The organism is Bacillus sp. J33, from assembly GCF_000518885.1.
GTDB lineage: Bacteria > Bacillota > Bacilli > Bacillales > Cytobacillaceae > Cytobacillus.
Genome location: NZ_JAEL01000110.1, coordinates 1 through 18,360, shown reverse-complemented (window position 1 = coordinate 18,360; position 18,360 = coordinate 1). Strand labels below are relative to the sequence as shown.

Below are 18,360 nucleotides of genomic sequence, written 5' to 3'. Positions count from 1 at the left end.
GCTGTTCTAGAACTTCAATGACCGGAAGGTCATCCACTTGAAGTTTTCGATAAGGTTTATTTACGGGCTGTTCAGTAGGTTTAACGAACATGCTTTTACCAATCAATAAAGTAAGCAATGTTCGAATGAGTTGTTCTTGATAGTTTATAAAAGTTAATAAATAGGTTATAATTTGAGGGTACAAATTGTCACTTCCATTCTTGGTTGTTGGGTGTGTGGTAACCTCAATTATCCAAAGAATTTAGGGGGTGGCAATTTTTTTGCCTATAAAGCCCTCTATGGAGATATTTTATAACCTATTTCTTATAGAAGTTTTGACAATACGATTGAAAAGGGAGAGGTTGGCATATGAAAATCGTTATTGCGCCCGACTCATTTAAAGAAAGTTTATCGGCTCTGGAAGCTGCTAATGCCATTGAAAGAGGCTTTAAAACCATTTTTCCAAATGCAGAATACAAAAAAATGCCAATGGCTGACGGCGGAGAAGGGACAGTCCAGTCCCTGGTTGATACAACAAATGGTTCCATCGAAAAGAGAATGGTGGCAGGACCTTTGGGAGAACCGGTTCAAGCATTCTTTGGCTTAATGGGTGATGGGAAATCAGCAGTAATTGAAATGGCCGCTGCTTCCGGGCTTCATCTTGTCCCCGCAGAAAAAAGAAACCCGCTTATTACTTCTACAAGAGGGACTGGAGAGTTAATTGCTGCCGCTTTGGATTTAGGCGCAGATCACATCATTATCGGAATTGGCGGAAGCGCTACAAATGATGGAGGAGCCGGAATGGTTCAGGCATTGGGCGGAAAGCTTCTTGATGAAGATGGAAATGAAATCGGCCCTGGAGGCGGTTCACTTTCACAGTTGGCATCTGTCGATCTATCAGATCTAGATCCCCGATTGGATCATGTCCATATTGAAGTCGCTTGTGACGTGGATAATCCGTTAACCGGACCAAGGGGAGCTTCAGCCATTTTCGGACCGCAAAAAGGCGCAACACCTGAAATGGCAGAAATCCTGGATCATAACCTGGAGCATTTTGCCGATATCGTAGAACAGGCACTCGGAAGGTCCTTTCGCGATATAGAAGGTGCGGGTGCTGCGGGCGGAATAGGAGGCAGTTTGCTTGCCTTCCTAAACGCTGATTTAAAAAGAGGAATCGATATCGTTCTGAAGGCGGTTCATTTTGAAGAAGAAGTTAAAGATGCTGATCTGGTTATCACCGGCGAAGGCCGGATCGACAGCCAGACCATATACGGCAAAACGCCTATCGGAGTGGCGAAAGCAGCTAAAAAATATGGAGTTTCTGTCATCGGGCTTGCCGGCTCCTTATCCGATGATAGTGATGTCGTCCATGAACATGGGATTGATGCACTGTTCACCATTGTACCAGGCACCATTACGCTGCCAAAGGCATTTGAACAAGCTGCAGTAAATATGGAAAGGACAGCAAGAAACATTGCTTCCTCAATGAAAATAGCCCAAAAAATTGATTAAGAAGCTGCGGATTGCAGCTTCTTTTTTTTGTAAAAAAAGGCTTACACGTTACCAAAAGAGAATATGTTTTAGAGAAACTATTTATGGAGGCTATGAAAATGAAAGCAGTAGCAATAACCGAATATGGAAAACCAAATGTACTGAGAATGATTGAAATAGATATTCCCAAAATAAGACGGGATCAAGTGCTGATCAAAGTTGAAAAAACAAGCGTTAATTACGCTGACGTAAAAACAAGGCAAGGACAAGGAGTAAGGGCCAAGCTTCCGGTAATTCCTGGCTTGGATGCGGCAGGTGTGATCGTTGAAAAAGGGGCAGAGGCTACGAAATTCCAGGTCGGCGATCGGGTTATAGCGTTTCCTTCAGAGGGTTCGTATGCTGAGTACGTCTCTGCAGATGAGAATTTAACTTTTGCCATTCCTGATGAAGTAGACTTTGATACGGCTGCGGCGTGTCCGACTGTTTCTTTTCTTTCCTATAAATTGCTTGCAGAGATTGCCCGCCTGGAACAAGGAGAGAGCGTTCTGATCCATTCTGCATCAGGGGGTGTAGGGACGACAGCCATTCAAATGGCCAAAATTTTGGGTGCCGGGAAAGTGATTGGAACCGTAGGCAGTGAAGCAAAAGTCCAAGTTGCCTTAGAAGCTGGTGCTGATCATGTTATTGTTTATGAAAAGGAAGACTTTGCAGGGGAGGTAAATGCCTTAACAGGGGGAAAGGGTACAAATATCATATTGGATTCCTTAGCAGGATCGATCACACAGCAAAGCTTTAGATGCCTGGCCGATTACGGAAGACTCATTCAATTCGGAAACTCCAGCGGTGAAGCGGGAATTATAAAAACGAACGACCTGCATAAGAGCTGCCGTTCAGCTTTAGGATATAGCCTTGGCTCTACCCGAAAAAAGCGTCCGGAAACATTGGGAAAAACAGCGGAACAGGTAATGAGGTACTTGAAAGAAGGCGCTCTGAATATAAAGGTAGGTCACAGATTTCCATTAGATCAAGCTGCTGCTGCCCATGAGCTGATTGAGAGCAGGCTTAGTACGGGGAAGATTCTATTGGATCTGCAACAACAATAATAATATTATGTAAACTATTAAACATCATTCATTGCAAAGTACCAGGTCCGCTAATGATCTTTCTGCATTTTATGTTTGATACACTCTTTTTAATATACAGGCTGTACCAACCTTTAAAATTGGAGATACAGTCTTGTCAGGTGCACGTACTAAGGAAATGATTGAACAGGGAATCGAGGAGGAAATGCAAACGTGAAAAATGACGTGCAATTGTCCAAGGCGTAATGGATGAACCAAAAGGCGTTTTAAAAAAAATGGCCATTCGCACAAATTTCACACTAAATATTCCTAAAGGAAAAAATAGGCTGCTGAACGCGCTTTGGATGTATTCGAGAAAGCCTGTCCTGCTGCGGAATTTCTTAAAGGGGCAATCTAGCTTCGAAAATACTTGGGACATGATCGGATAGGAATAAAAAGGACTGATGGCAGTCCTTTTTAAGTTCCCAAAACCAATATTACTGCAAAATAAACAATCATTGTGAACAAAGCTACGGGTACGCCGAATTTTGCCCATTCTTTGCTTGTAATCTGCAGTTTTCCGGCTGAAATAATATTAGGTATATTACCAGGAATCAGCATACCGCCGCTGATCAGAAGTCCAAGCAGGATGGACTGAACGGTAAAATGGTCCATCGAGGGGCTGATTTCTGCTGCAGCCAGAGTTGCGTTATCCAATACAGCGGAAATCATATTAATCCAATAAAGCAGGAGCGGGTTAAGTCCAATCAGAAATTGATTGATGAACGGTTCAAACCCGGCACCCAGGAGGGTCAGACCCATTACAAAAAAATAAATCTTCAGTGCACGCACTAGAATTTCTTCATAGCTTTCACCAGAGGGCTTTTTGCTGAAAGAACCTTTTCCGGATAAAGGCGGTTTTACAAATAGGGCTGCCATGATTCCGAAAAAGAAAAGAGCAATCCCTATTTGCGGGCCAACCAGCTTTGTCAAAAAGAAAAATTCTTCATTCATTTTACTGATCGCAATAGTGGACAGCGGCTCACCGATTGGAGTCAGAGCTGCACCTAATCCAATAGAAAAACAAGCAATAACCGTCAGACGAATTTCTGATTCCCTTTCAAGCCGAAGTGCACTTACAATTAACACCAAGACTAGAGCTGCAATAATGGCTGTAATGATGCTTGATAGTAAGCCAAGAAGAATAACCATCAGACCTGAAAATAAACGGAATGGAATACTTCGGCTAACAGATAGTATGCTTCTTTCCAGATTAGACTGAAACCATTTAAAAAGCAGTCCGGCTATAAATACTGCAACTGTAATCTTAATAGGGTCAATTGCTGCATTCACAAAAAGCCTTCCGTCCATCACGCCGCTTGTAAAAGCGGCTGAGAGCCCCATTACAAACAAAAACATTTCCAGATTCTTTTCCACTGCCTCAGAAATAAACGGCAGCATAAGGACAATCACGAAAATAACCAGCAAACCCGCAATCATAAATTCTTCTCCATTTGGTTATTTTCCAAGCGAATACACCAGGAATACTACAAAGGTATGCTCGGTTTGGGACAAACTTTACATAAAAAATCCCTGCAGCTTTATTTTGCAGGGATTAAACAGATATAAATCAGCAATAATCATTTAATACCGTACCCGTTATCTCAAATTCCGGCTCAAGGCTTTCAAGGGCATTAGAATCGTTAGGAGTTGTCCCAGAAGTTTGTGTTTCGTCCATCACAGAAGATAGAGGGGATGCTTGGCTGCGATCTTTTTTTGCTTGATTGTCCAACAATGCTATCAACTCCTTTACAATATTTGTATTTTTTATTCCTTTATGTTAGTTATATTCAAACATGCAAATAATGGAAGTTGTTTTATAGGAGATAATTATATCTTTCCCAAAGCTGGAGATTTTATAATAATGGTGTTTTCGTAAAGTTTAATTGCACTAATTAAGTAAAAACAACAATTTTTGAGAAAAGAGCCTATAACTAAGCATAAATAGGTAAAAATAAGGAAGCAAAAGGGATGATTCTGGCTGTATACGAAAAACAAATTGAAGATATTATCGTTAAGCTCGAGAAAGATTATTATCATCATATGCGAAAATAAATGAATCCGGGAACATTTGAAGGATTTCAAAATTTTAGATATGGCCGGAAATATCCTTATACAATTGAATGGCTCCACCCAAATCTTATTGACTGCTATTTGATCAATCAAATGAACTATTTTTGAATATATAGAAGACAGAGTCCGTAATGCCAATGAGAGACGCTTTTACAAACAAGTATGTAAAATTATCAATAATTACGAGAAAACTTTTGGTAATGACCAATGCAGCAGTTTGAATTCAATTGTTGAAAAAGAACATGTGAGGCGTCCTGCCCTTTTAGATGAGCTAAGAAAGATTAAATAAAGAAAGTCTGCAAAAAGCGGCATGTTCTATATCATTTTTTTGACTATTCAATCCTTTGAGCTTAACCCACTCTGTATGGTAAGATGTTATTTTATTAAAATTTAAATCTAAATAATATAACAGATAGTATACTAGAGAGGAAGTTCAGCATGGATAAACGCATCTACTTATTGGCGATTATTTCGTTTGTTGTTGGAATGGTGGAACTTATTATTGGAGGATTGCTCGATCTTGTAGCATCCGATCTTGGCATCAGTCTGGGACAGGCAGGTTTACTGATTACTGTGTTTTCGCTAGCCTTTGCCGTGGCAGCGCCTGTCCTTCTTACAGCTACTGTAAAAATGGAGCGCAGCCGCCTAATGATGATTTCTTTGGCTGTTTTCTTATCCGGCAATATTGTCGCAGTGTTTAGCCCCTTATACAGTGTGCTATTGGTGGGGCGGATTTTGGCGGCAGCAAGCGGGTCGCTTCTGATCGCTTTATGTATGACGATGGCTTCTTATATCGTGACTGAACAGTACCGTGCGCGTGCCATTGGGATTGTGTTTATGGGCATTAGTGCATCGCTTGTATTGGGTGTGCCAATCGGGTTAATGCTTGGAAATGCATTCGGCTGGCGTGCGCCATTTGTGCTCATTTCTGCGCTTACCGTCTTATCCATGGCAGGGGTATATTTTTTTATGGGAAAAGTTGCACCTAAGCCTGCAGTCCCCATTGGAGTACAGCTTAAAACGCTGAAAAGCCGAAAAATCGCCCTTGCGCAAATTACCTCTTTCTTATTGATGGCTGGGCACTTAACTTTTTATGGTTATTTAACGCCATTTTTAAAAATGAAAATGGGGCTGGATGGCAACTGGGTCAGCATCATTTACCTGATTTTCGGAATTGCTGCGGTCATTGGAGGCGGAATCGGCGGTTTGCTGGCAGACCGTTTTGGTTCCAAACCTGTCATTTTAACATTAATTTCCTTGTTCGGCATAACCATTTTCTCATTGCCGTTTGCCGCTTTTTCATTGCCAATCTTCCTAGTGGCCGTCATTATTTGGAGCATGATTAGCTGGGCCATCACACCGGCAATTCACAGCTATTTGATCGAAGTATCTCCTGAAACATCAGACATCCAGCAAACATTGAATAATTCTGCCGTCCATATGGGAATGGCATTTGGCTCCATGATTGGCGGAATCATGATTGAATCAACTTCTGTCGAATTAAACGCCGCAGCCGGAAGTGTTTTTGTTGTCATGGCTCTTGGAACGGCTGCATTATCCATGGCGAAAAGAGAACGCGGTTTAGCTGCTTCTGAAGGTTATGAAAAATAACCTGCGGGTTCTCCCGCTGATACGCTTCTCCCGCAGGACATTGAATAAGCTTCCCCGAGTTAACACCTCGTTGTAAGGATAGTATTTTCGAGAAGCATGTCCCTTCCGCTCCAATCAACAGGGTTCAAAAATCAACAATAAGCTTTAGCACAGCCTTTAAATAAAATCCAGCCTTTCGACGGTTGGATTTTTTTGTGTTTGCAAAAAGATGCGTATTATTTAAAAAATTTAAAAAACAGCAAATATTTATATTGATATATTTTCCGTTTATCTACTATAATCAAATATACAGGTGGGAAAACTTGATAGTTTAGGAGTAATTTGTCAATAAATTATCTCAATATAACGATACATAGAAAAAGGGGTCTACATAATGAGTCAATTTAGCTATATGTTTCGTACGCTGATAGTCGTTATTCCCGGAGTGCTGATTATCGGTTTTGGCGTCGTTTTTGGAAATAATCTTCAAGGAATGGCTTTTTGGATAACGATCGGAAGTATGATCGCTTTGGGGTCGTTGGTAGGTATTCTATCCTCCATCATAAACTACCGAAGATTTATAGCGCCAATAGCAAAGATCAACGCGCATTTAGAAGAACTTGCAGACGGGAATATTTCCAGCCGGCTGGATGAAAAATCCGTTGGTCAGCTGGGATCCATAGCAGCAGCGCTTAATCATACAGCAGCTACCTGGCAGGAAGTTATAAACAAAGTTGTAATAGCTTCAAATGAGGTTACCCAATATGCCCAGCAGTTATCTGCAGGGGCCCAGCAAACGAACTTGGCCTCAAGCCATATTGCAGAAGTAATCGAAGAAGTGGCTGTCGGGGCAAATCATCAGGTTAAAGGAGTAAACACGGCTTCTGATGTGATCATGCAAATGTCTGACAGCCTGTCACAAGTTGCAGCCAATTCAGAACAAGTAACAGAGCAAATCAATGATTCACTTGAAAAAGCCAATCACGGCTCAGAATCCATCTCCACAGCCGGCTGCCAAATGAACTCGATTCATGAAAATGTCCAGGACTTGTCCAAGGTAGTTAAAGGATTGGGTCAGCGCTCACAAGAGATTGGTAAGATTATTGAAGTAATTTCGGGAATAGCTGCTCAGACAAATTTACTTGCATTGAATGCTGCTATTGAAGCCGCACGTGCAGGCGAACAGGGGAAGGGCTTTGCTGTCGTTGCGAATGAAGTCCGAAACCTGGCTGAAAAATCGGCAGAATCCACTTTGCAAATCAGCCAATTGATCTCACAAATTCAGGAAGAAACCAACCAGGTTGTCCAAACCATGGAGACAGTCAATCATGTGGTAACGGACGGAATGGATGTCATGAAGGATGCTGGTGATTCCTTCAAAAAAATCCAGCAATCCGTCAGTTGTGTTACCCATCAAATGGGGCAAGTTGCAACTGCAATCCAGCAAATGTCTTCCGGATCACAGCAAATGGTGCAATCCATGGATGAGATTTCCCAAGTGGCAAACGAATCGGCCATGGCCACACAAAGCGTGCTCGCATCGACTGAAGAACAGTCTGCTTCCATGGAAGAAATCTCAGCCTCTGCAGACCGCCTTACAAGAATGGCTGAGGATTTAAAAGGATTAATTGGCAGGTTTAAGCTATAAAGGAAAAGAGAGTTTAGGTCAAAAGCCTAAACTCTTTTTGTCAAGCCAATTATAATACCCGAATTAATCTGCAAAAAATGACTGGTTCGCGCTTTAGTAAAGAAGGTTTTTTAGTAACTTTGAAAAGGGATAAGGAGTGAGTGCATATGATCGAAAAAGAGAGAAGCATACCTGAAATGATTCTCCAGCTTGAAGCTTTATTAAGGCGCATGCCTGAAATGATGCATGGGAGGGAGAAGGCACTTTCAGAGTTAAACAAACGGAAAGCTGGTTATAAAGGAGAAGAAAAGCTGGACTATTATTTAAGTTTTTTGGATGAAAAGGACTATAGGATCTTCCACGGGCTCCGGCTTTCGAATGGGAAGCATTTTTTTCAAATTGATACGCTTTTGCTTTCCAGAAAATTTGTATTCATTATCGAGGTGAAAAACTGGAATGGGACGATTATTTTTGAACCGCAATTTCACCAGCTTATCCGTATTCAGGAGGGCAAAGAGGAAGCTTTTCACGACCCAATATCCCAGGCTGAACACCAAAGCCGCCAATTGAAAAAATGGCTCCATACAAACGGATTCCCCGAAATACCCATCGAATATGCTGTCGTAATCAGCAATCCTTCCACAATTATTAAATCCTCATCAAAACAAATTCCTAATAAAGTCATTCACGCTCACCGCTTAATCAATAAAATGGTCTCTACTGAAGGAACATATGTAAATGAATGCTTAAATGATAAAGAAGTTAAAAAAATCAGCAAAACACTTTTAAAACAGCATTCTCCACTGGAAATTGATATATTAAAGTATTTTAATATTAACCTTGATACACTTCTAACGGGTGTCCAATGCCCCCAATGCAACGCATTCCCAATGATTTTCCACTGGGGAAAATGGCATTGCCCAGTTTGTAAAATATCCTCTTCAACCGCACACTCTCAGGCTGTAAATGATTACTTTCTCCTAATTAAGCCCACTATTACTAATGCTGAATTTCGTAGGTTTACCCACATTAAATCCGTTCATACTGCTTACAAACTACTTACCCAAATGAACCTTGAAGAGGTAGGGGAAAAGAAAAATAGAGCTTATAAAAAATCTGCCACTTAGGATGTTTTTTCCAAAATTGTGAACTTAGCGAATAAATCAAGTAAACTAGCGAATAAATTTTAAATTTAGCGAAGAAACGAGTAAAACTGGCGAACAAAATCAACATTTAACGAACAAATCAGAAAAACTAGCGAATAAAATTTAGCGGTGAAATTTTCCGGCGTGAAATCTGCCTGTTCGCCAACCATTTTCGAGCAAAAAAACAAAAAAGCCACCCCAAAGATGGCTTTCCCCCTCAATTATGCAATTCCCGCCTTCATTAACATCCCATCCAGCGGACGCTCCATTACCGTTTCCATCCACTTTGCCGTTTCCAGTACAGAAGGAAGATCAGTACCTGTTTCTGCACCCATCCCATGGAACATATTGATCATATCTTCGGTACAAACGTTGCCGACAGCTTTAGGCGCAAATGGACAGCCGCCAAGTCCTGCAATGGAAGAGTCAAATCTCCTTACTCCAGCCTGGTAGCCTGCAAGCACATTAGCTAAACCGAGTCCACGCGTATTATGAAAATGAAGCCCTAATGAAAGATCCTCCCCAAATGCATCAAAAAAGGAATTTACCGCCTTTTTGACCTGAATCGGGTTCGCCAACCCCGTTGTATCAGCTAGTGTAATTTCTGTACAGCCAGCTTCCAGGAACTTATCCGCAACCCTAAGCACGTTTTCTAATGGAACATCTCCTTCAAAAGGACAGCCAAATGCTGTTCCCAAAACCCCGGCTATACCTTTGCCAGATGCTGCCCCATCCTTAATTACTGACGAAAGCTCGCTAACCGCTTTCTCAACTGTTCGTTTGGCATTTCTTAAATTGAAGGAATCGCTTGTGGTCGTGACAACATGAAGAAAATCCACCTCGGTCTTAAGTGCTCGTTCAAGTCCGGAGCGGCTTAAAACCAATCCGCCAAATCGGACATCGTCCCTTTTAGGAAGCGATTTCAAAACTTCTTCTGCGTCAGCCATCGGAGGAACGACCTTTGGATTGACAAAAGAAACAGCTTCAATATTGCGTATGCCAGCATCAATTAACTTGGCAATCAATTTAACCTTAGTTTCTGTCGGGATAATTTTGCACTCATTTTGCAGTCCATCCCGTGGACCTACTTCGCAAATTTCAATCATTTTTCTTCCTCCTTCAGCAGATGAATGTTTTTAATTTGCTCCAAATGCTTAAGCACGTGATCCCGCCCCTGGTAAATATGTTCATGCATGGCAATTCGGGCTCTTTCTGGTTCACGGTTTTTAATAGCTTCCAAAATCGTTTTATGTACCTGAAGAGATTGTTCGAGCTGAAAACTGTTATACCAATAGAAGGACCTGAACACGATGGGAACAACCACGACCTTGGAAATATGAAAATGGATATGTTCATTTTTTGAAGCAGAAACGATTGTTTCATGGAATTTTTGGTTGACTTCAACAATATCTTTAAGGCTTTCCATATCTGACTCTACATAGCGAAATATCGCTTCTTCATATAGAACGTTCGCTTCTTCCATTTTCAGCAAATCATTCTCTGTACGATGAATCGCTGCCTGGCTGGCAGCATATCCTTCGAGAAGAGTGCGCAAATCATAGATTTGGCGAATATCCTCTTTTGTAAAATGCCTTACGCTGACACCGCGCTTCAAAGGAATGACAAGACCTTCCGCTTCAAGCTGTTTAATCGCCTCTCTAATAGGAGTGCGGCTGAGATTCATTTCTTTAGCCAAAGACTCTTCGGCAAGCCTCATACCAGGGACAAACTTCCCCTCGATAATTGCCTCTTTTATAAATTCGTATGCATCCATACCAACACCTCAATTGTATTGTATACAAACGAATCAATCTTTACAACAAATAGTCAGAAAATTTTCAGGAAAACAGTGATTTCAATAGCTTTTAAAATTAAATTCAGAAAAATTATGAAATTATGATTGACTTCTTGTATACAAACACTTAAATTTGTATACAAGATTAAGAAAATTTGAATTTTACCTGAAAATCCAGATAAAACAGGAGGTAGAAACATGTCTGAAAAACAGCTTCCCTTGGAAGATATAAGAGTCATTGAGCTTGGCACTCTTTTAGCAGGTCCGTTTTCAGGGCGTCTACTCGGAGATTTTGGAGCCGAAATTATAAAGGTTGAGCCGCCAGGAAAATCAGACCCAATGAGGAACTGGGGGAAATCGAAAGATGGAATCGGACTTTGGTGGCCGATTCAATCACGGAACAAAAAATCAATCACATTAAACTTAAGGGAGGAAGAAGGACAGAAGGTTTTAAGAGAACTTGTTAAGGAAGCAGATGTGGTCATTGAGAATTTTCGCCCCGGTACAATGGAAAAGTGGAACCTTTCTTATGAAGCCCTTTCTGAAATAAACCCAAAATTAATTATGGTTCGCACTTCAGGCTATGGGCAGACTGGCCCTTATAAACATCGTGCAGGTTTTGGCAGTGTCGGCGAAGCAATGGGCGGGCTCAGAAATGTAACCGGTTTCCCGGACAGGCCGCCATCTAGAATTGGAGTTTCAATCGGAGATACATTAGCTGCACTTTTTGCCACAATTGGCTGTCTTGTCGCATTGCACGAGAGAGGACGCTCAGGAAAAGGGCAGGTTGTCGATACGGCACTATATGAATCTGTCTTCTCTGTCATGGAAAGCATTATTCCTGATTATTTGCTTGCAGGCTACATAAGGGAGAGGATGGGCAATATCCTGCCAGGTGTCGCTCCTTCCAATATTTACTTTACGCAGGATAAAACGTATATCGTGATAGGTGCCAATGCAGATGGGGTGTTCCGCAGATTATGCGAGGCGATGGAGCAGCCTGAACTGGCCGACGATCCTAGATTTGCGACTCATCATGCGAGAGGAGAGAACATGAAGCAGCTTGACTACATGATCGAAGATTGGACGAAAACACTTCCGGCAAAAGAAGCGCTTAAAATTTTGGAAGAAAAGGGTGTGCCGTCCGGCCTTATTTATACAGCTAAAGACATACTCGAAGATCCTCATTATAAGGAGCGTGACATGATTGTCAATGTCGATCACCCGCAATTGGGCGAGTTCCCGATGCCTGGCATTGTTCCTAAATTAAGCAGGACACCTGGGGAAATAAAACATCCCGGACCTGAGTCGATGGGTAAGCATAATTATGAAATCTATTCCGGTCTCCTTGGTTTTAGTGAAGAAAGATTAGAAGAATTGAAGAAAAATAATATCATTTAGGAGGGCTATATTATGGGGCAAACCTTATACGAAAAAGTATGGAATAAGCATATTATTCAGGAAGAAAACGGCCAGCCTTCCATTTTCTATATTGATCTTCATTTAGTGCATGAAGTCACGTCACCACAAGCGTTTGAAGGCTTACGAATCCATAATCGGAAAGTTAGAAGGCCTGATTTGACAATAGCTACCATGGACCACAGCATTCCAACGACAGATCGCTCCTTTCCTTTTAAAGATGAAATTGCCCAAAAGCAAGTGGAAGCATTGGCGAAAAATTGCTTGGACTTCGGCATTCCGCTATTCGACTTAAATAGCAGCAATCAGGGTATTGTTCACGTTATTGCGCCAGAACTGGGGTTAACGCAGCCGGGGATGACCATCGTATGCGGCGACAGCCATACATCTACACATGGAGCATTTGGAGCTCTTGCCTTCGGGATTGGCACCAGTGAAGTGGAACATGTTCTTGCCACCCAAACATTAAAGCAATTTAAGTCGAAAACAATGGCGATCAATATTAATGGCAATTTGCCGAAAGGAACAACCGCAAAAGATTTAATTCTCTCCATCATCGGAAAATATGGACATGATTTTGCAACAGGCCATGTTGTTGAATACCGTGGAGAAGCTATCCGGAACTTAACGATGGAAGAGCGTATGACAGTCTGCAATATGAGCATCGAGATGGGAGCCAGAGCTGGGCTTATCCAGCCGGACGAAAAAACCTATGAATATTTAAAAGGCAAAAAGGCTGCTCCAAAAGGCGAAGAGTGGGAAGCGGCTTTAACCGAATGGAAGCATTATTTTACAGACGAAGATGCAAAGTTCGATTTGACGGTTGAATTTAATGCCTCGGAAGTCATTCCCCAGGTGACATGGGGGACGAATCCAGGACAGGTTGCAGGCATTACCGAAATGGTTCCATTCATCGGTGACCTTCCTGGAGATCAAAAAAATTCAGCTGAAAAAGCTATGAAGTACATGGGGCTTGAGCCTGGCACACCAATCACAGAAATAAAAGTCAATAAAGTTTTTATCGGATCCTGTACAAACAGCCGGATTGAAGACCTTCGAAAAGCGGCAAAAATCGTAAGCGATTACAAGGTTGCTGATCATGTGGAAGCATTAGTAGTTCCAGGCTCGCAAGTTGTTAAAAGACAGGCGGAAGCTGAAGGACTGGACCAAATTTTTATGAACGCCGGATTTCAATGGAGAGAAGCAGGATGCAGCATGTGCCTTGGAATGAATGAAGATCTTGTTCTGCCTGGAGAACGATGCGCATCTACATCTAACCGCAATTTTGAAGGCAGGCAGGGGAGAAAAGCCAGAACCCATTTGGTCAGTCCGGAAATGGCTGCTGCTGCAGCGATTGCCGGCCGTTTTACAGACGTAAGAAAGTGGCCGGTTAAAGAAACAAGGAGGTCAGTGTCCAATGAAATCTTTTAAAAGGTTTACAGGTATTGTTGCTCCGCTTGATGCGGCAAACGTAGATACGGATGCCATCATTCCAAAGCAATTTTTAAAAAGAATTGAAAGAACCGGTTTTGGCGAATTCCTTTTTTACGAATGGCGATACGAAAATGGCAAGGAGAAAAAGGACTTCATTCTAAATCGTGAATACTGCCGCCATGCACCTATTTTACTCGCCCGCAAAAACTTTGGCTGCGGTTCTTCCAGGGAGCATGCCCCTTGGGCAATTGCAGAATATGGGATTCAAGTTATTCTTGCACCGTCCTTTGCAGATATTTTTTACAACAATTGCTTTAAAAATGGAATCCTGCCAATTATTCTGCCAGAAAAGGATATCGAGCTGCTGTTTAAGAACACCGATCAAATGAAGGGCTACCAGTTATCAATCGATTTGGAAAACCAAAGAATCGAGGACGCCTTTGGCTATACGGCATATTTCGATATAGAAAATTACCGGAAAGATCAGCTGTTAAAAGGCCTTGATGAAATCGGATCTACTCTTCTGGCATCCGAAAAAATAGACTCCTTTGAATCATCACACAAAATTTTTTATAAGCTTGAGGCTTAATTAAAAATAGGGAGGCAGCAAAAATGAAAAATGAGCAAGTCAAGGAACCTATCCGGAAGAAATGGATCTGGATTCTCCTCGCACTGATCACCTTGGGAATTGTCCCATGGTATTTTCCGGCATCGGCAGCAGAGCCTTATATTCTCGGATTTCCTTTATGGGCATTCGTCTCAACAGTTTTTACGATTATATTATGCGGGTATTTAAGCTGGCTTTGTGTGAATGAATGGAATATCGTCGAGGATCAGGAAGAATCCGAAAACGCAAGGGGGGATAAGTAATGAATGAGTTAGCATTTGCAGGCACTGATGGAATCATCATATTATCAGTCTTTGCCATTGTCATGCTCTTAATTGGTTACCTTTCCGGAAGAGGAGAGAAAAATATCCATGAAAGTCTCTCTGGTTATTATCTTGCAGGAAGAAACCTGGGCTTTATTGCCTTATTTTTCACCCTTTATGCAACACAGTATAGCGGCAACACGATTGTAGGATATGCGCCTACAGCCTACCGAACGGGGTTTTCTTGGCTGCAGTCAATATCCTTTATGACGATTATTATCGGCGTTTATTTATTATTCGCCCCAAGGCTTTATGTCATTGCTAAAAAAAGAAACTTTGTAACGCCTACCGATTGGATCCAGCATTGTTTTAACTCTAAATCGATCACCTTATTAAGTATTTTCCTCATGTTATGGGGACTGGGAAACTACCTGCTTGAACAGCTGGTCGCTATTGGGCAGGCTGTTTCCGGGATGACAGGCGGAACCATTCCATATCAAATCGCTGTTATCGTATTTGTCCTTGTCATGCTGGCCTATGAATGGATGGGCGGCATGAAGGCAGTTGCCTTTACCGATGTCATGCAAGGTGTCATTCTTATGATTGGAATCATTGTTTTCCTTATTGGCGGATTGTATCTTGCAGGAGGAAGTTTCGGAGATGTAACTCGCTATATTGCTGAGATGGAACCGGCCAAAACAGCTGTTCCTGCAATGGATGTAAATATTAATTGGTTTAGTATGCTCCTTCTTGTAGGTATGGGTGCCAGTATTTATCCGCATGCAGTTCAAAGGATTTATTCTGCACAAAGTGAAAAAACACTGAAAAAGTCATTTTCCCGCATGGCATGGATGCCGCCTATCACGACTGGCCTTGTCTTTCTAGTAGGGATCATTGGAATTATGCTTTTCCCAGGATTGGATAAAACAGGTTCCGAACAGCTTATCGGAATGATGGCCAATGAAATTGCAGCTATTCATCCTATTTACTACTGGGTGATGATTATCTTCTTTGGCGGGATTGTTGCAGCAATCATTTCAACCGCAGACTCTGTGTTGCTGAACTTTTCTTCGATGTTATCAAATGATGTTTATGGAAAATTCATTAATCCAAATGCTTCAGAACACAAAAAGGTTATGGTCGGAAAAGTAGGGGGGATTATTGCCATTGTCCTTTTACTCTGGATTGCTTGGAATCCGCCTGGAACCCTCTATGAAATCTTTGTGTTGAAATTTGAATTGCTTGTCCAGGTATTCCCTGCGTTTGTCCTCGGTTTGTATTGGAAGCGCTTATCCGGAAAAGCTGTCTTCTGGGGAATGCTGGCTGGAGCCATATTGGCAGGATTACTGACAATCACAGGATATAAGACAGTCTTTGGTATTCATGGCGGTGTAATTGGGTTAGGGCTAAACTTCTTAATCTGTATTGGCGGCACACTTTTATCCAGCACAGTTTCAAAGAATAATGTTGTAGAAGAAGACATAAATGCATTAAATTTAAAGGCTTAAGAGCCATAAAAAGAGATGAATTGATATGAGCAATTTAATGGTTAAAAAATATCCGGTATCCCTTGGCGATCCATGGAGAATGCTATTATTTCTATTGCTCGCGCAGCTTATTGTGGCCTTCATTGGAAGAAGCATAGGACCGCTGGGCGTTTTAATTGGAGAAGATCTGTCCTTGACCAAGTCTCAAATAGGCATGCTCCCGGCAGCACTCTTTTTGGGTCAGGCGATTGTTTCAGTACCGGCAGGTTTTCTGACTGACATAGTAGGATCCCGCAAGCTATTGGTACTGGCTTCGATTTTTATGGGGCTGGGCTTCCTGCTCATGACATTGCTGCACCATTTTTGGCTGGTCCTTTTATTGATTATTATCGGCGGCCTGGGATATGGGGCCATGCACCCAGTTACCAACAGAGGCATTATCTATTGGTTTCCTCTTAAACAGCGGGGAACAGCTATGGGAATTAAACAAACGGGTATAACGGCGGGATCGGCTCTAGCCAGTTTGATCCTGCTTCCGCTTAGTGTAGCTTTTGGGTGGAGAGTCGTCTTGTTAGCAGCTTGCCTTCTTCTATTGGCAGGGGGATTTGTTTCTTACCATTTTTACAGGGATCCTCCAGAATTAGACAAGCAGAAGGGCAGCAGCACAGGTTTATTTCAATTTTACAAATCCATGTTCAAAATGTTAAAAAATAAAGCCTTAATGCTGGTCAGCTTTAGTGCACTTGGATTAAATGGAACCCAAATGTGCTTAAATACGTATATTGTTTTATTTGCCTATGAACAGCTGAAAATTTCCATCTTTTTATCAGGAATACTTTTGGTCGTATCAGAAGTGTGCGGGTCCATTGGCAGGGTGGCCTGGGGGATGATAAGCGACCGGCTATTTAATGGCAAGCGTGTGGTTATCCTTATGATCATAACGATTATAACAGCTTTGGCCAGCGGGACGGCTGCATTAATCCACTCAGCCCCCTTTTGGGTGATGGTACCCATTGTTGCCCTGTTTGGATTTGCTGCTTCCGGCTTTAATGGAATCTGGATGAATCTTGCCAGCGAACTGGTTCCGAAAGAACAAGCTGGCATCTCGAGCGGCATAAGCATTACACTTGGTTCTGCAGGTGCCATCATTATTCCTCCGCTGTTCGGTTTTATCGTTGACCAGACCGGCAATTTTTCTTCAGGGTGGTTCATGATCACAGGTATGATGGTTATCGTATTTGCCCTGCTTATAGGTTTATCTATTTTAAATAAACAAAACGATGTCATTTAGTGTTTGGAAGGAGTTTTCGAAGTGGAATTGAATCCCTCACAACTTGGCGAAAAAGAAGTATATAAATTGTTGACCGGATCGGTTGTGCCTAGGCCCATTGCCTGGGTATCAACCATATCTTTGGAAGGAGAGCTTAATCTCGCACCTTTCAGCTTTTTTACCGTCGCCTCCAGAAATCCGCCTATGCTAAGCATTTCGGTTGGGCCTGGAGCAGGGGAACGGGAAGGAACCGAAAAAGATACACTGGTAAATATCCGCTCACAAAAAGAGTTTGTCATCAATGTGGTGCCTTCCCCTCTGGGAAATCAGATGCAAAAAAGTGCTGAAAATCTGCCAAGTGATACGAATGAATTCGAAGCAGCGGGACTGACTCCTGCAGAAAGCCTTATGGTTAAGCCCAAAAGAGTAAGGGAAGCGCCTATCCATATGGAATGCAAACTTGAACAAATGATCAAATTTGGAAACGATCATCTTATAATTGGCCGAATGGTTCATTATCACATTGAGGATGATTACTATCTTGGAAACTATAAAGTGGACTTGGAAAAGCTCCAGCCGCTGGGCAGATTGGCAGGCAACTACAGCGAAAATAAAGAGTTCTTCAAATTGCCAAGATAAGATAAAACAGTGCTGAACCGAAAGTGTTCGGCACTGTTTTAATTTATCCTGGGTTTCGAAAGTGTAAATGGGTAACCGCATTTAACACATTTGGGAAGCTGAGCCGAAGCAGTTCCTCAAAATGTGAACTTGACGAATGAACTGAATAAGATAGCTAATAAATCACTAATATTAACAAACAAATCATCTTAACTAAAGGCTCTTTTCTCATAAATTGTTGTTTTTACTTATAAATTCTGCCCGTTGATTTCCGCTACGGGCACTCAAGCTTTCCCGCGGGGAGGAATGAGAGCCTCCTCGGCTTCGCCTGCGGGGACTCTCACTTCCCTCACTTCCCGCAGGACATTGAATAAGCTTCCCTGACCTGGCACCGCACGAAGGAAATGCGGTAGCATTTTCGAGGATCAAGTGCCCTCCGCT

16 protein-coding genes and 1 pseudogene are annotated in these 18,360 nt (G+C 42.1%); 12 read left to right on the top strand and 5 right to left on the bottom strand.

Going from position 1 to position 18,360, the window contains the following annotated elements:
- Positions 1–184, bottom strand: a pseudogene (locus L634_RS32985) (DDE-type integrase/transposase/recombinase); the annotation flags it as partial.
- 164 nt (positions 185–348) lie between these two features.
- On the opposite strand from L634_RS32985, the gene L634_RS0124270 reads away from it, so the two are divergent.
- Positions 349–1,491 carry a glycerate kinase gene (locus L634_RS0124270; protein WP_026584681.1) on the top strand — a complete coding sequence of 381 codons (1,143 nt, stop codon included), beginning with the start codon at positions 349–351 and terminating at the stop codon, positions 1,489–1,491.
- Between the two features lie 98 nt (positions 1,492–1,589).
- Positions 1,590–2,573, top strand: a complete 984-nt coding sequence (locus tag L634_RS0124265) for a quinone oxidoreductase family protein (RefSeq protein WP_026584680.1) — start codon at positions 1,590–1,592, stop codon at positions 2,571–2,573.
- Positions 2,574–3,008: 435 nt separating this feature from the next.
- On the opposite strand, the gene L634_RS0124255 is transcribed toward L634_RS0124265, so the two are convergent.
- Positions 3,009–4,031: a DUF1646 family protein gene (locus tag L634_RS0124255; protein WP_026584678.1), complete on the bottom strand. Its 1,023-nt coding sequence runs from the start codon at positions 4,029–4,031 to the stop codon at positions 3,009–3,011.
- Between the two features lie 130 nt (positions 4,032–4,161).
- Positions 4,162–4,326 carry a hypothetical protein gene (locus L634_RS34015; protein WP_198029822.1) on the bottom strand — a complete coding sequence of 55 codons (165 nt, stop codon included), beginning with the start codon at positions 4,324–4,326 and terminating at the stop codon, positions 4,162–4,164.
- 776 nt (positions 4,327–5,102) lie between these two features.
- On the opposite strand from L634_RS34015, the gene L634_RS0124240 reads away from it, so the two are divergent.
- From L634_RS0124240 to L634_RS0124230, 3 genes are all read left to right on the top strand, one after another.
- Positions 5,103–6,275, top strand: coding sequence for an MFS transporter (locus tag L634_RS0124240; RefSeq protein WP_026584677.1), 1,173 nt, complete (start codon positions 5,103–5,105; stop codon positions 6,273–6,275).
- A 373-nt stretch (positions 6,276–6,648) separates the two neighbouring features.
- Positions 6,649–7,902: a methyl-accepting chemotaxis protein gene (locus tag L634_RS0124235; RefSeq protein WP_026584676.1), complete on the top strand. Its 1,254-nt coding sequence runs from the start codon at positions 6,649–6,651 to the stop codon at positions 7,900–7,902.
- A gap of 146 nt (positions 7,903–8,048) precedes the next feature.
- On the top strand, positions 8,049–9,008 hold the full coding sequence (locus tag L634_RS0124230) for a nuclease-related domain-containing protein (RefSeq protein ID WP_026584675.1): 960 nt from the start codon (positions 8,049–8,051) through the stop codon (positions 9,006–9,008).
- 239 nt (positions 9,009–9,247) lie between these two features.
- Here the strand turns inward: L634_RS0124230 and L634_RS0124225 are convergent, their stop codons facing one another.
- Positions 9,248–10,132, bottom strand: a complete 885-nt coding sequence (locus tag L634_RS0124225; RefSeq protein WP_026584674.1) for a hydroxymethylglutaryl-CoA lyase — start codon at positions 10,130–10,132, stop codon at positions 9,248–9,250.
- A complete protein-coding gene (locus L634_RS0124220; RefSeq protein ID WP_026584673.1) occupies positions 10,129–10,800 on the bottom strand; it encodes a GntR family transcriptional regulator in 672 nt (223 codons plus the stop codon). The genes L634_RS0124225 and L634_RS0124220 overlap by 4 nt, the downstream gene beginning before the upstream one ends.
- A 219-nt stretch (positions 10,801–11,019) precedes the next feature.
- Between L634_RS0124220 and L634_RS0124210 the strand changes: the two genes are divergently transcribed.
- The 7 genes from L634_RS0124210 to L634_RS0124180 are packed head-to-tail and all read left to right on the top strand — an operon-like array spanning position 11,020 to position 17,940.
- Complete coding sequence (locus L634_RS0124210; protein ID WP_026584672.1) at positions 11,020–12,222, top strand: CaiB/BaiF CoA transferase family protein; 1,203 nt, start codon at positions 11,020–11,022, stop codon at positions 12,220–12,222.
- 12 nt (positions 12,223–12,234) lie between these two features.
- Positions 12,235–13,671: a 3-isopropylmalate dehydratase large subunit gene (leuC, locus tag L634_RS0124205; RefSeq protein WP_026584671.1), complete on the top strand. Its 1,437-nt coding sequence runs from the start codon at positions 12,235–12,237 to the stop codon at positions 13,669–13,671.
- The gene (leuD, locus tag L634_RS0124200) at positions 13,658–14,263 is read left to right on the top strand and encodes a 3-isopropylmalate dehydratase small subunit (RefSeq protein ID WP_026584670.1); all 606 of its coding nucleotides are present in this window, start codon (positions 13,658–13,660) and stop codon (positions 14,261–14,263) included. The genes leuC and leuD overlap by 14 nt, the downstream gene beginning before the upstream one ends.
- A gap of 23 nt (positions 14,264–14,286) precedes the next feature.
- Positions 14,287–14,544: a hypothetical protein gene (locus L634_RS0124195; RefSeq protein WP_026584669.1), complete on the top strand. Its 258-nt coding sequence runs from the start codon at positions 14,287–14,289 to the stop codon at positions 14,542–14,544.
- The gene (locus L634_RS0124190; protein ID WP_026584668.1) at positions 14,544–16,052 is read left to right on the top strand and encodes a sodium:solute symporter family protein; all 1,509 of its coding nucleotides are present in this window, start codon (positions 14,544–14,546) and stop codon (positions 16,050–16,052) included. The genes L634_RS0124195 and L634_RS0124190 overlap by 1 nt, the downstream gene beginning before the upstream one ends.
- A 25-nt stretch (positions 16,053–16,077) precedes the next feature.
- Positions 16,078–17,322: an MFS transporter gene (locus tag L634_RS0124185; protein WP_026584667.1), complete on the top strand. Its 1,245-nt coding sequence runs from the start codon at positions 16,078–16,080 to the stop codon at positions 17,320–17,322.
- Positions 17,323–17,343: 21 nt separating this feature from the next.
- Entirely contained in the window at positions 17,344–17,940 is a 597-nt protein-coding gene (locus tag L634_RS0124180; protein ID WP_026584666.1) for a flavin reductase family protein, read from the top strand.
- The last annotated feature ends 420 nt before the right edge of the window (positions 17,941–18,360 follow it).